Origin of the sequence: Streptomyces sp. NPDC058239, from assembly GCF_042882185.1 — a bacterium.
In the GTDB taxonomy this organism is placed as follows: domain Bacteria; phylum Actinomycetota; class Actinomycetes; order Streptomycetales; family Streptomycetaceae; genus Streptomyces.
In genome coordinates this window covers 42,110-55,546 of the sequence record NZ_JBHVWS010000049.1, presented here as the reverse complement: position 1 = coordinate 55,546, position 13,437 = coordinate 42,110, and the positions used below count along the sequence as shown (strand labels likewise).

The 13,437-nt window shown below is 68.3% G+C and carries 11 protein-coding genes and 3 pseudogenes; 10 read left to right on the top strand and 4 right to left on the bottom strand.

The features are described 5' to 3' along the window. Positions 1–104 precede the first annotated feature (104 nt). The 7 genes from ACFVYE_RS36445 (at position 105) to ACFVYE_RS36415 (ending at position 6,473) form a co-directional block, all read left to right on the top strand. Positions 105–509, top strand: a complete 405-nt coding sequence (locus ACFVYE_RS36445; protein WP_389608311.1) for a CATRA system-associated protein — start codon at positions 105–107, stop codon at positions 507–509. Next, the gene (locus ACFVYE_RS36440; protein ID WP_389608310.1) at positions 406–1,941 is read left to right on the top strand and encodes a CATRA conflict system CASPASE/TPR repeat-associated protein; all 1,536 of its coding nucleotides are present in this window, start codon (positions 406–408) and stop codon (positions 1,939–1,941) included. Before ACFVYE_RS36445 ends, ACFVYE_RS36440 begins: the two co-directional genes overlap by 104 nt. 118 nt (positions 1,942–2,059) lie before the next feature. Continuing rightward, positions 2,060–4,393: a CHAT domain-containing protein gene (locus ACFVYE_RS36435; protein WP_389608309.1), complete on the top strand. Its 2,334-nt coding sequence runs from the start codon at positions 2,060–2,062 to the stop codon at positions 4,391–4,393. A gap of 34 nt (positions 4,394–4,427) precedes the next feature. After that, on the top strand, positions 4,428–4,868 hold the full coding sequence (locus ACFVYE_RS36430; RefSeq protein WP_389608308.1) for a GFA family protein: 441 nt from the start codon (positions 4,428–4,430) through the stop codon (positions 4,866–4,868). A 583-nt stretch (positions 4,869–5,451) separates the two neighbouring features. Then, positions 5,452–5,763, top strand: a complete 312-nt coding sequence (locus ACFVYE_RS36425; protein WP_383978419.1) for a GFA family protein — start codon at positions 5,452–5,454, stop codon at positions 5,761–5,763. A 100-nt stretch (positions 5,764–5,863) separates the two neighbouring features. Continuing rightward, on the top strand, positions 5,864–6,151 hold the full coding sequence (locus ACFVYE_RS36420; protein ID WP_383978416.1) for a hypothetical protein: 288 nt from the start codon (positions 5,864–5,866) through the stop codon (positions 6,149–6,151). After that, entirely contained in the window at positions 6,090–6,473 is a 384-nt protein-coding gene (locus tag ACFVYE_RS36415) for an isocitrate lyase/phosphoenolpyruvate mutase family protein (protein WP_383978413.1), read from the top strand. Before ACFVYE_RS36420 ends, ACFVYE_RS36415 begins: the two co-directional genes overlap by 62 nt. A 59-nt stretch (positions 6,474–6,532) precedes the next feature. Here the strand turns inward: ACFVYE_RS36415 and ACFVYE_RS36410 are convergent, their stop codons facing one another. Genes ACFVYE_RS36410 through ACFVYE_RS36400 form a run of 3 tightly spaced genes read right to left on the bottom strand, consistent with a single transcriptional unit; the run spans position 6,533 to position 10,275 of the window. Then, positions 6,533–8,761: a molybdopterin cofactor-binding domain-containing protein gene (locus tag ACFVYE_RS36410; RefSeq protein WP_389608307.1), complete on the bottom strand. Its 2,229-nt coding sequence runs from the start codon at positions 8,759–8,761 to the stop codon at positions 6,533–6,535. A gap of 9 nt (positions 8,762–8,770) precedes the next feature. Further along, positions 8,771–9,754, bottom strand: coding sequence for an FAD binding domain-containing protein (locus ACFVYE_RS36405; RefSeq protein WP_383978407.1), 984 nt, complete (start codon positions 9,752–9,754; stop codon positions 8,771–8,773). Continuing rightward, positions 9,751–10,275, bottom strand: coding sequence for a 2Fe-2S iron-sulfur cluster-binding protein (locus ACFVYE_RS36400; protein ID WP_383978422.1), 525 nt, complete (start codon positions 10,273–10,275; stop codon positions 9,751–9,753). Before ACFVYE_RS36400 ends, ACFVYE_RS36405 begins: the two co-directional genes overlap by 4 nt. 67 nt (positions 10,276–10,342) lie before the next feature. Here ACFVYE_RS36400 and ACFVYE_RS36395 point away from each other — a divergent pair. The 3 genes and pseudogenes from ACFVYE_RS36395 to ACFVYE_RS36385 all read left to right on the top strand — a co-directional run. Continuing rightward, positions 10,343–10,684 (top strand): annotated as a pseudogene (locus ACFVYE_RS36395) (hypothetical protein); the annotation flags it as partial. Between the two features lie 475 nt (positions 10,685–11,159). Beyond that, positions 11,160–11,714 (top strand): ROK family protein, encoded by a 555-nt coding sequence (locus ACFVYE_RS36390; RefSeq protein ID WP_389608306.1) that lies wholly within the window; start codon positions 11,160–11,162, stop codon positions 11,712–11,714. Between the two features lie 309 nt (positions 11,715–12,023). Next, positions 12,024–12,565, top strand: a pseudogene (locus ACFVYE_RS36385) (IS6 family transposase); the annotation flags it as partial. Positions 12,566–12,597: 32 nt separating this feature from the next. Here the strand turns inward: ACFVYE_RS36385 and ACFVYE_RS36380 are convergent. Continuing rightward, positions 12,598–13,099, bottom strand: a pseudogene (locus tag ACFVYE_RS36380) (integrase core domain-containing protein). Positions 13,100–13,437 lie beyond the last annotated feature (338 nt).

The following is a 13,437-nucleotide window of genomic DNA, read 5'->3' as shown; positions in this document are numbered from 1 at the left end:
TCTTCGGCAACACGGCGTGGGGGTCCCCGGCCGAAGGCTGGGGGAGTGCCGTGCAGGGCGGCGCCCGCCCGGAATTTGTCAGACACCCCTTAGCATGGGCCGGCATGGACGACGAGATCAGGGCCGAGGCCCTCGATGTCTTGCGCGAGGCGTCGGAGTGGCGGTTGGCGGCGGAGCGGTGGCCAGAGGTCGAGCGCCTGGTCGACGCAATAGGCCGTGCACTGTCGGCGGGGGATGCCGCTGCATTCCGGCGCGGGGTGTACGAGTTGGAGGCCGCGGGGCCTCGCCGTGCAGTGCGCGCCGAGCGGGCCGCGGTCCTGCCGGCGCAGGCGCCGTTGCGCGAGCGCATCAACACCCTCATACATTCTCTTGATGACGCGCGTTCGGCCGCAGGGGAGGCTCCCGATGTCCCAGAACAGGCAAACGGCCGTGCGGAGTCCGGGGTGGCACGAGATGGCGGTCCATCTCTTCGTCGCCGCAGATGGACCTGGCGCGGCCGCAGATCGTAACTACCTGGCCAGTGTGTGGGATGCCTGTGGTCAGCGGCTAGGGATGACGGAGCCGGTCCCCGCCCTTGGCTACCCGGTGGAGCCGCCCGCACACTCCTGGGAGCCGCGCGAGGTGGGCGTGCTCGCGGCCCGGGGCCGGTCCGGTGGCGGGGTGCGTCAAGCGGTACTGCGGCGTGAGGCCGATACGTGGTGCGTATCGCTCGTACTCGCTCCAGACCCGGACGAACAGCTCGGGTGGGCCGACCTGGACTCCCTGTGCACGGAGGTGCTTGGCGAGCCCACAGAGGGTGTCATCGGCGTGGCGCGGCTGTACACCGCCTTTCACCCCGCCAGGACGCCGCCGCCCCGCCAGGCCGTGCCCGCGCAGGTGCGCCAGCTGGTTCCTGCCGCTCCTGGGGCGCCGGCGTCATGGCCGGACCACGGCGCGCGCCTCGACGGCGGCCTCACTGTGTGGGACACGTCGGCGGCGGGCGAGGAGGAGGCGGAGCGTCGGCTGCTGGTCCTGTGCCCGGAAGCGCTGCGGCACGAGTCGAGCGCCACGAGCTGGATCGGGGCGGGTCCCGACCTGCCGCTTTCGTGGTTCGCGCGTTACCTCCTCCATGCCGCCAAACTTCGCTACCAGCTGCGGGTGTGGCGTGCGGGACGGGAACCGCTGTTCGCGCTGCGCCGCGCGGCCGACACGGCGATCGCGAAGCTCCTGCCCGCGACGCCGTCCTCGACTTCCGGTGTACGCAGTCGTGTTGACGTGGGTGCCGCGATGGCGACGACGCGGACCGTCGACGCGTTGCAGTGGTGCCAGCTCGGGCTGATCGACGGGCTGACCCGCCTGAGGGAGGTGCGGCGGACTGTGGAGATCGCCACCGGCAACATGGAGAGCCTGGGGGCCGCTGGCACGGGCAGGGTGTTCGCCGACGACCGCGCGCTGGCGGACTGGTTCCTCCGCCAGCTCGACGACGACGCCCACTACGTCGAGAACGCGGTCCAGCGTGCTGACCAGATCGGCGCCCTCGCCGGTCAGCTGGTCGAACGCGGGCTGCGGCGCCGCCAGGAGAGCCTCAACCTGGGACTGACGGGCGTCGTGGGAGCCATCCTGATGGGACTCACAGCGATTCAGGCTTTCGCGTACACGGTGCGGGTGCCGCACGCCACGGTTCCCGCGCTGATCGCGCTGCTCGGTTCGTTCGCGCTGGCATCGTCCATGAGCGTGGCGAACATCGTCACGTCGCGGCACCGCTGGACGGTTGTGACGGGGCATGTGGCGAGCGGGTGCATGGCGGCGTCGCTGATCTGGCTGCTCGTCACCGTGGTGGAGGGGGGACACGCGGGGCTGGGGTTCACCGCCGCGCTCTCCGGAATCGGCCTGCTCGCGGGTCTGTTCGTTTCCATCCGCCTGACGAGGCACCGCAGGAGGCGTGCACCGCAACTCGGTTGACGTCCTCGCGAAGCACAATATGGAGGAAGGGAAGAGGACTCCCCCTGTTTCAGGTCAACAAATGTAGTAGCGACCCCGGCAGAGCGCGCCGACGCTACTCTCCCCTTCTGTGGCATATGTGTCCTACTCACGAGAGGACGGACCTTCCCAGGTCGTCCAATGGGCTAATCCGAGCTGGCGGTCATACCGCCCGGATGATCCGCTGCCGGTCTCGGACACGAAGGTGTCGGTGGGCGCCGTCCGGCGGGCCGCCCGCGTCGGCATGGGCGAGTACCGGGCGTATGTAGAGAGCGGCGATGCGGCGCGACTTGACGCGGCCATCGATCAGTTCAGGCGCGCGCTCGTCGGCCGCGCCGGGAAGACACCGCAGTTCTCGCACGTCAACAATCTGGCGAACGCGCTAGTTGACCGCTTCGAGCTGCGCTGGAAGGCGGAGCAGGCCGAACGAGAGGGCGAGCTGAGGGTGCTCCAGCGCCACGACACGAGAGCCATGAACGACTTCAACGCCAGATACGCCCCACATGCGCAGGACCTCGAAGAGGCACTTGTCTGTGCCCGGTGGGCGGTGTGGGCCAGACCCGGTGACTCGCCGGACGCGGCACGCGGGCTGGCCACGCTCCGCCGCGTGCAGCGGCAGCGTGAGGCTAGCGGCGTGTTGTTGCAGCGGGGGCCGACGCTCGAAAGCGTCAACCTGTGCCTGGCCGTGATGCCTTCCGCGCCGCTCGCCGATCGCGTGGCTGCGCTCTGCCACATCTCAAAAGGTAGGACCGGCTTCCGCACGGCCTTCGAAGCGATCGTCAAGACCCTGCCACGGACCCTGGCGTGGATCGGGCCGCAAGGGAACCGGAGGCAGCCAGCGCGGGAGACGACGGACGCGCTAAACAAGCTGATCGGTCTGGCGCTCTACGACAACAACCCCACCCTAGCTATGGAGTTGTTCGAAGCCAGCCGTGGAGTGCTGTGGGATCGCGTCGTCGGGCATACGGCGCGGGCCGTGGTGCGGGCGAAGGCGGCGACTGTCGCTTGGCGCATGGACCGGGCCGCCGACTGCCTCAATGAGCACGGTGGCGCAGCCGGTCTCCGCCACATGGCGGAACCGCGCCGGCGGGACAGGCAGGAGCGCCGTTCCGACCGCCAACTGAAAATGCGCCGAGTCCAGCATCAACGGATCTGGGACGCCATGTCCAGCAGAGCGCACGTCATACTGCGCGCGGAGGCGAAGCGGCACGACACCGACAAACCCGAGGCCACCTTCCTCGTACCGAACTACGCGCGGGACATCCGGCCTGCGGCCGCAGAAGGACCGGTCATTTGCGTATGGAGGTGGGACCACCGGATCGTGGCACTCCTGGTGAAGGAGGGCCACGACGCCCCCGAAGTCCTGGACTTGGGGGACGCGTCATGGCTCGACAAGGACATGGAGGAGTATCTCCTCGCCATTGACGATGTCAGCAGTGAAACGCGGGAGCAGACCGTTCGCAAGACGCTCGAACAGCTCTACCCCATGTTCCGCAAGCTCCCGTGGTTTCTCTTCGGATCGGACTTCGACCCTGCGGACGTCCCGCGACGTGTCTGGTGGTGTCCTTCTGGACTCCTGGCGACGCTGCCGCTGCACGCCCTGGCGTCGTTCTCGCAGAAAGACGCCTACAACTCCGGTCGCCACACGCCGGTCACGGAGGTCAGAGACCCCCGGGCGCGTGGTGGCTGGGTTCCCGGTGCTATTAGGAGAGCCACGTTCAGCTGCCTGCTCGACGTCATGACGTCCTCCTACACGCCGACAGTTCGCAGCCTGGTCTGGGCCCGGGAGACGCGGGACGCCAAGGCAGCCACAACGGGCGCCGACGAGTCGCGGGCGCCGAGCATGCTCTTGGTGACCGCAGGCGAGGAATCCCGTCTCGAATCGCTTCCAGGCACGGCGGGGGTGCGCAAGCAGATCCAGAAGCTCGTTCCGCCGATCCGTTTGACGCTGCTCAGCGGGAAGAAGGCTTCGGTACGTCGGGTCCTGCCTGCCTTGGCTCGCCACGAGGCGGTGCACTTCGACTGCCACAGCTTCAGGGATCCGCATAATCCTTGGCGCAGCGGTCTGGTGCTGCACGACCGGCCATTGACCGTCGAGGATCTGGTCGATAGAAGTGTCGATCGCCTCGACTTCGCCTACCTCGCAGCCTGTGCAACGGCGCTTACCGACGAGCAGCTGCCCGACGAAATGATCACGCTCGCCGCGACGCTCCACTACACGGGGTGCCCGAACGTCATCGGTACGCTCACCCCTTCGTCCGACCGCTCCACGGCGCGCGTCACACGGAACTTGTACAGCGGCTTGATCTCCGCGGACGGCCGCGTCGACCCCGAGCAGTGCGTCCGGCTGCTCCACGCGGCAGTCTCCGCCGAGCGCACCCGGCTGCCCGACCACCCCACCGCCTGGTCCCCGTTCATCCACATCGGAATCTAGCCCAACTTGCCCATCGCGCCCGGGAGACCACCTGATGAACGCCACCCCCACCGCCGACAGCCATGGAGCCGAATCAGCCTGGGAACGAACCGGCGGCTGCCTGTGCGGCCGCATCCGCTTCACCACCCGAGGTCCGGCCGTCTTCCCCCACACCTGTGTCTGCCGCCACTGTCAAAAGCTCGGCGGCACACCAGTGATGTGGTGGGTGGGATTCGAAACGGTCACCTGGACCGGTGAGGGTGGCGAGCCAACCTGGTACGAGACCTTCGAAGGCGAGGCGAAACGCGGCTTCTGCCCGACCTGCGGCAGCCGTCTTGCGGCGATCGACAGCGACATCCCAGAGATCGGCATCAACGTCACCGCCCTCGACGACACCAGCGGCCCAGACCTCGTGCCGATCCACGCGTCCTTCCGCGACAACGCCGTGCACTGGCTGCCGTCGGCGCCGGAGACCGAGCACAGCGCGGCTGGTTGACCGCCCGTCCACTGGTCGGCAACGTCACCTGCTCCCTCGATGGCCCCGGCCGGCATCCCGTTCTCGCCCGCGAGCAGGACGCGAACTCCCGGGCCGGGGCCCACCGCGGTCATGCTCAGCGTCGATGACGGAGAACTCTGCGAGTGCCGCATGGCAGTCCAAGGAAAGTCCAGGGGATGCTCAACAGGAACGAGTCCAGAAAGGCGCTGGGCTACTTCCTAGACGAATTCTGACTATCGACGCCTGCCGAGACGAAAGCGTGAGACCACATCCCAGGACGTTGAGAATTCCGGGCGCTACGAAGAATGTGGGTGAGTGGAGCATCGGGTCCACCAGCGATGAATTGAGAGCCGCCCCCACATGTTCCGCCACATAGGCAACATGCTCGGCACCGGGAACGCGAACAGGTGCATCAAATTTCATCGAAGTGGCCTACACCATGCCGGTGAACAAGCCACAGTCGACCTGACAGGAACTGCTCGTCCAGACCGTGAGGGTGGCCGTCCCATCCCTTCCACAGTCACCACCGCGCGCCGTCATGCTGAGGAGGCACAAGACGTGAACACAAGGACTTGACAAGGAATTGTGTTCCTGCCCCCACTGCGCACGCCTGTCCGGCAGCCCGCTCATGGGCTGGGTCGGTTTCCGCCGAAGCGCCTTCACCTGGACCGGGCCCGGCATACCCACTTCGTTTCGGTCCTGGCCCACGATGGAGCGATGGTTCTGTCCCGCGTGCGGTACGCACCTGGGGGCGGCGGGTGACGGGGAGGACTACCTCGGCATCTGCCTCTCGGCCCTGGACAACTGTGCCGAGATCATGCCCATCGGCCACAGCTTCCGCGACAAAACCCCCGCATGGCTTCCGCCCATCCCCTCTACCCAACCGGCGTCCTGATCTTTCAGGCCTGAGGGGGTCCCGACGAGCGCCGTCACCGGGTGGGTGTAGGTCACTTGTCTGTCCTTCCGTGGGTGTGCGGCCGGGCCTGGAAGTCTCCATGGCCCTGGGCCCGCGGGACCTGTCCGACACCATGCGCGCCCTGGCCCGCACCGCGCCCCGGCCGGTCATCGTCGATGTCTACAACGTCGGCGGGTCGATCGCGACCGCCCGCCGGTTCGCGGACAACCTCGCCCATGCCGGGGTCGCCGCCCTGTACCTGGAGGACAGCGCCTATCCCAGGACCAACTCCTTCGCCCTGCACCGCAGCTGTCGTCGGGGACGGCGTGCTGCTCATCGCCCGCACCCAGGCGCTGAGCTCCGGTGCGGACCGGCCCAAGGCGCTTGAGCGGGCCCAGTCGTATGCGGCGGCTGGCGCGGACGCCGTTCTGATCACGGGCACCGTGTCGCGGTGGCGACGCGTGCGGCGGCTGTTGGCGGCCCTGTTCGCCCCAGTCGAGCAGAGCGGCGGCCTGCTCGGGTGCGGCCAGGAGCCGGGCGAACTGTCGGCCACTGGCAGGGTCGATCGCGGACCGGCCCGCGATCTCCGGGGCGACGAGTATCCGGGCCTTGCGGGTACTTTCGGGCCCCGCCGATGTCGGCGGACGCTGCGAAGACCGCCCAGATCGAACGAGCCGTCCTTGACACCGGGGATGCCCTTGACGCGATAGCGGGTGCATGTGTCACGCAGGGCCCCACTGGCCGGCGGACCGGCACCGTTGTCACGGATTCAGTTATCCATCAGTGGTAGACCGGGCAACACCTTCTCGATGGTGATGGGGAAGTCGCGCACGCGCACGCCGGTGGCGTTGAACACCGCGTTCGCGACCGACGCACCGGCCCCGCAAATGCCCAGCTCGCCGACGCCCTTCGCGCCCAGGACGTTGGCCTTGTCGTCGTACCCGTCAAGGATGACCGCGTCGACGTCGGGGACGTCGGCGTGGACCGGCACCAGATATTGCGCGAAGTCCCGGTTGACGAAGGCGCCGGATCGGAGGTCGACCACGGCCTCTTCTTCGAGAGCCGCGCCGGCTCCCCAGATCATGCCGCCGATCAGCTGCGAGCGAGCCGTCTTCGCGTTGAGCACGCGGCCCACCGAGAACACGCCGAGCATCCGCCGCAGACGGATCTCGGCGGTGTCCGCGTCGACCCCCACTTCAGCGAAATGGGCCCCGTAGGTGTTGATCGAGTAGTCCGTGTAGTTCGGATCATCGCCCATGAAGCGGGTACCGCCCTCCGCCTCGAACCCTTCCGGATGGTTGCGTGCGACGATCTCGCTCAGCGCCTCGGACGCTCCACCCACAACCACGTTGCCATTCGAGAACACGGCGTCTGCCGGGTCCAGGCCATGCAGCGGAGAGCGCGTGTCGCCGCGCGCCGTGGCCAGGAGCTGCTCGCGCAGGGCCATACACGCACCATGCACCGCATTGCTCGAGCTGGCGGCGCCCCACGAGCCGCCGGACCCCCAGCTGGTGGGAAACTCGGAACGCCCGAGCTCGATCCGCACCCGATCGGGCGGCAGTCCGAGCCCGTCGGACGCGACCTGAGTCAGGACGGTGTACGTGCCCGTGCCGAGGTCGGTCATGTCCGTCTGGACGACGGCGGTGCCGTCAGCCTCCAACCGCACCCGCGCTGCTGCCGGCCCTTGGAAGTGCCCGCGGATGGCGGCCGACATGCCGTAGCCGACCAACCACCGCCCGTCGCGCACACTCGCCGGGGTGGCGGCGCGGTGCTCCCAGCCGAACCGGCGCGCGCCTTCGCGCAGGCAATCGACCAGGTGCCGGTCGCTGTACGGCACGTCTCGCTCGGGATCGACGGTGGGCTCGTTGAGGATCCGCAGCTCGACCGGGTCCATCCCTAGCGCATGGGCCAGCTCGTCCATCGCCGACTCGACCGCCAGCATGCCCGGCGCTTCGCCCGGCGCGCGTACGTCCGTCCCGGGCGGCAGATCGAGCGGCGCAAGCCGGTGGCTGGTCAACCGGTGGGGCGCGGCGTAGAGACTGCGGGTCGTGGCGGCGGTCTGCTCGGCGTACTCCACGTCGGGGTTGGTGTGCATGGTGACGTCATGGGCGATCGCGGTCAGCCGTCCGTCCTGCTCCGCGCCCAGTCGAACCCGCTGGCTGGATGTGGGACGGTTGCCGACGAGCTGGAAGATCTGCTGCCTGGTCATCGCGACCTTCACCGGTTGGCGCAACTCGCGAGCGGCGAGCGCCGCCAGGATCGTCTCGGAATGGATGCCCAGCTTGGAGCCGAATCCCCCGCCGACGAAGGGTGCGACGATGTGGACCCGCTCCGGGTCGATCCGAAGCGTGCCGGCGACCGAGGCCCGCGCCGCGTCGACGATCTGGCAGCTGACGTAGACGACCAGGTCCTCGTCGCGCGGTTCCACCAGACACGCGTGCGGTTCCATCGGCATCGAGAACTCGTACGGCGTCGTGTACTGCTGGTCGACCTTCACCGCCGCGCTGTCGAACCCGGCATCGAAATCGCCGACCGCAGTGTCGGTGGGGATACCGGCGTTGACCACTTTCGGGATGTACACCTCGTCTTCCTGCTCGGCAAAGTTGAAACGTCCGCGCCCGCCGGTGTATCTGACTTCGACCAGATCGGCCGCCGCTCGGGCCTGTTCGAGGGCCGTGGCGACGACGAGTGCCACCGGCTCGCCGTAATAGTGGATGTCGGGGCCGGTCAGCACCGGCTGGGCGCGCCAGTATTCGGACGGAACGGACTCATCACGGACACCCTGGGTGGGGGCATTGTGATAGGTCATCACCATCTTTACGCCAGGTGCGCGTTCGGCGCTCTCGGTGTCGATCCGGGTGATGCGGCCTTTGCCGATCGTTGCGCCGACGATGAACCCGTAGAGAGGTTGGCCGGCCCCCCACTGCTCGTAGGCGTATGTGGCCCGGCCGGAGACCTTCAACGGGCCGTCGACGCGGTTCAGTGCTTGCCCGATCATCTCGTCTCCTCAGCTCGCCTGAGCCGCTTGCGCCAGCGTGCGGCACAGCGTGCGCTTGGCCAGCTCGATCTTGAAGTCGTTGTGCCCCTGCCCCACGGCGTCGCGCATCGCGGCCTCGGCGGCGGCGCGATAGGTGACCATCGTGGCGGGACGGCCGGTCAACGCGGCCTCGGCCTCGACGGACCGCCAGGGCTTGTGCGCCACACCGCCGAAAGCCACCCGCGCCTCACTGATCGCTCCCTGATCGGTCGAGACGACAGCCGCCACGGAGACCAGCGCGAACTCGTACGACGCCCGGTCTCGCACCTTGCGGTAGATCTGCCGGCCCGACGGGGGCGCGGGCAGGAGCACGCTCGTGATCATCTCGCCAGGACGCAGCACGGTCTCGATGTGCGGCGTATCGCCCGGCAGCCGGTAGAAGTCCGCGATGGCGACGCGGCGTACCGACCCGTCGGCGTCGAGCAGCTCGATCTCCGCCTCCAGTGCGGTCATCGCGACGGCCATGTCCGAGGGGTGGGTGGCGATGCAGGAGTCGCTGACGCCCAGGAGGGCGTGAATCCGGTTGAACCCGCCGATCGCCGAGCATCCGGAACCGGGATCCCGCTTGTTGCAGCCCGCAGCCGTGTCGTAGAAGTAGGGGCAGCGAGTACGCTGCAACAGATTTCCCCCGGTGGACGCCTTGTTGCGCAGCTGGCCCGAGGCTCCGGCCACCAGCGCCTCCGACAGCACCGGATAGCGGGTACGCACTCGGGCATCGGCGGCCACATCGGAATTCGCCGCCTGGGCCCCGATGCGCAGTCCGCCGTCCGGGAGCTCCTCGATGTCCCGCAACGGAAGCCGACTGATGTCGACCAGATGGCTGGGCTTCTCGATGTCGAGCTTCATCAGGTCGAGCAGATTGGTACCGCCGCTGATGAACTTCGCGCCGGTTCTGGACACCGCAGCGACGGCTGCCTGTGCGTCCGTCGCCCGTTCGTACGTGAAGGACCTCATTCCGGGCCTCCCACCGCGATGCCACGGATGGCCGCGACGATGTTCGGATAGGCGGCGCACCGACAGATGTTTCCGCTCATCCGCTCGCGGATCTCCTCATCGGTCAACGCGATCCGCGGCGAGGTCACGTCAGCGGTGGCGTGGCTGGGCCAGCCCGCCTCCACCTCGGCGAGCATGCCGACAGCCGAACAGATCTGGCCGGGAGTGCAGTAGCCGCATTGGAAGCCGTCACGCTCGACGAAGGCACGTTGCATGGGGTGCAGACCATCGGGATCGCCCAGGCCTTCGATCGTCACGATCTCGTCGTCCTCATGCATCACGGCGAGCGTCAAACAAGAGTTGACGCGCCGGCCGTTGATCAGCACCGTGCAGGCGCCGCACTGCCCGTGATCACACCCCTTCTTTGTCCCGCTCAGGCGCAGGTGCTCGCGCAGCGCGTCGAGCAGCGAGGTCCGTGGATCCACCTCAAGCCGTCGCACCTGATCGTTGACGTTCAACTCGATCGCCGAGAGTTGGGCCATCTCGCCCTGGCTCCGCCCCGCGGCGCCCGTATCCGAACCACTCACCACAGCCCGCCTTCCTCGCTGGGTGCGGGTGTCACCCTGGATATGCGTCGCCACCGTGGGGCGCGCTCCCCCTCAAGGTCTCGCAAAACCCGATGGACCGCTCGTCGGAAAGCGCTCAACCGCGCCCGCCTCGCTCGGCCGGGCGTTTCTGCGCGGCAGTCCGGCGAGATCCCTCGCAGCGGCAGACCCGCTCCCGGATCCGCAACTGGAGATCAGGGAGCAGCAGAAGGCTCGTGCCCGGGAGCGGGCCGAGCAGTCGTGGAAGATCCAGCCGCAGCGGTCGGGCAGGACGGCGCTGCTGCACCGCGGTGGGTGCGGCCTGTACAACGCCCCGCTCGGTTACCTTGACCCGAATGAGGCACTCATTGCCCTGGCTGACCCGGATGTCGAGCCATGCGAGGTGTGCCGGCCCGAGACGGGGCTGGTGCAGGCGTGGGGGCGTTCGGGCCGCCCGATGCGCTGCTTCGGGCAGGGGCGCGCAGGCTGGGGGTGTGGGGTTTCTTGTTGGGGTCGCCCTGGCCCAGGCCGTCCCGGTCCTGCCCGAGGCCGGGCTGGTGGTACGGGCCGAAGTTCGACGGTTTTCCAGATGCTTCAACATGTCTCATCCCTCCGTGGGGGAGGACTCGTGCGGAAACGTCACGTGCCTGATGATCTCGTTCCCTTCGACGGTTCGCAGCCGCTCGGCGGACAGGCGGACGAAGCTGATCCAGCACAGCGAGGACCCGCCGTTCTGACCTCGTCGGCAGAAACTCCCGCCGCCTTGCGAAAGGGCTTTGGCCGCTCGGGTGGGGCGATACTGATCGTGGCAGTCCCCCGCAGCCGGACGCGCCGAGGACGACATGGGCATGGCTGCCCTCGCCGAGCAGTGGCGGGGCGTCGCCAAAGGTGTCGGGGCGGTCGTCTACATTCACGCCGGGCACCGGCTCGGCGCCGGCGTGCTCATCGACGGCAAGCCTTACCGGGGCCATCATGGCGCCGCCGGTGAGATCGGCACGCTCAAGCTCCTGGACTGGGAGAACTCGTACCGCCGCCTGGGGCGCTACACCCCCGCCAGTACCTCGGGCGACTTCGCCATGCGCGTCTTCACCGACGCCCACAACGGCATTCGGGCCGCAGCGGAACTCGTCGATCGCTTCGCCTTCGACCTGGCGACCGGCGTGGCAGCCATGGCCATGACCATCGACCCTGCCCTGGTCGTCGTCGGTGGCGGTATCTCTCGTGCCGGCGAGGCCATCACCGAGCCCGTGCGGCGCCACCTGGCGGATCTGTGCCTGTTCCCGCCCCGCGTCGAAGCCTCGGCGCTCGGTGAGGAGTCCGTCGCCCTCGGCGCCGTACGCGCCGCCCTCCTCCATGTCGAACAGCGGCTGTTCAACCCCGCCTCCGCGGCCGGCTGAGCCGGCACGGCGAACCGGCCACGCCATCGCCGACGAGCATGTTCTTGCGCGAGGTTGCGCCGGCGGCGGCACGCGGCGCGAATCCGGGGGCGGCACGTGGCCGTCGCTCAGGGTATTGCTGGTGTCCACCTGGTCCGCGGTCCCGTACGGCCGCGGACCAGGTGCCGTCACGGGGCATGTGACACCGGATGGTGGCGGCGGGGCAGGGAGCGAGCGGCGTCACGCGGCTCCCACCGGGCGCCGCCGACTACGCCTCGCTCAGTTCCCGTACGGGCATTGTCAACTTGAGCTGGCAATCTGGGAGCTGGGATGATCACCGGGGAGGGGCTGGCCGTGGGGGCCGAGGCGGCAGTGTCGTACAAGGGGTTTTGGTTTCCGGCGGATGGTCATCGCCCACGCGGTGTGGCTGTACCACCGCTTCCTGGTCTCCTTCCGCGAGGTCGAGGAGCTGCTGATGGCCCGTGGGATCACCGTCTCCCACGAGGCGGTCCGCCGGTGGTGCGACCGGTTCGGGCCCCAGTACGCGGCCGCGTTGCGCCGCCGCCGGCCGCAGGCCGGCGACAAGTGGCACCTCGACGAGGTGTTCCTGAAGATCAACGGGGTGTGGCACTACCTGTGTCGGGCCGTGGACCAGGACGGCACTGTCCTCGACATTCTGGTGCAGTCCAAGCGGGGCGTGAAGGCCGCGAAAGCGGTTCATGGCCAAGCTCATGAAGAAGCAGCGCCGGGTACCCCGGGTGCTGGTGACCGACAAGTGCCGCTCCTACGGGCCGGCTCACCGGGAACTGATGATTTCGGTGGAACACCGCTCGCACAAGGGGCTGAACAACCGGGCGGAGAACTCGCACCAGTCCTGCGGATGCCGATTAATCATCCGCCCTGATCAGGCAGCATGTTGGTACTCGCGAAGGGTTCCGCCGAGTCGATCTCGTCGGCCGATCTCCAAGTGCTTGATCTGTCCTGGTTCGGCGGTCGGTGTGGGCAGCGGGCGGAGCGGAGTGGCTTGCCCCAGGGCCCGGTGGGGGCGATGGCCGTTGTAAAACGACTCGAACTCGCGCAGGGCGTGGAGTAGGTGCCGCTGGTCCCATACGAGGGTGCGGTCCAGCAGCTCACGTCGACAGGTCGCGGTGCCATCGCAAGATCGTGTCGGGACGCACCAGCAGCAGGAGCTGGCGCAACTTGTTCATCGGGAGACGATGGAGCAGGCCAGCGAGCAGCGCACGGTCGGTGTCGGTGAACGCGGGCTTGCCGACCTGGCGCTGCAGGACCAGCAACTGGTGCCGCAGCGTGAGGATCTCGATGTCTTTGTCCGGCTCACTCATCGGCAGCAGCCGCAGGAGCGTGAACGTATTGGTGACGGCGAGGTAGGCCAGGCGCAGCAGCACGACAGATCATGATGCCGCCGACGGCCATCCGGGTGAACAGCACGGGCGCGAGTGGCGCGCGAGCAGAAGGCCTGCCAGCGACGATCAAGCTCCTGACCTGGCGGGATGATTTGTCGGCACCCGCACAGCCGTGAAGCCCCTGGTAAGACGGTTCTCACCACAAGATCATCCACGTCGGCCGAGCGCCAGCAGATGTCAGTGGAAGCTCTTTCGGACAGTAGCGACCAGCGACCCGGGAATGGTCGATGGGTACTGAACGGTCGGGGCGGGGCCGGCGCGCACCGCCCCCCCCCCGCCCCGGGGGGGGTGAGGCCCCGAACCCGAAAAAAGCGGACGGA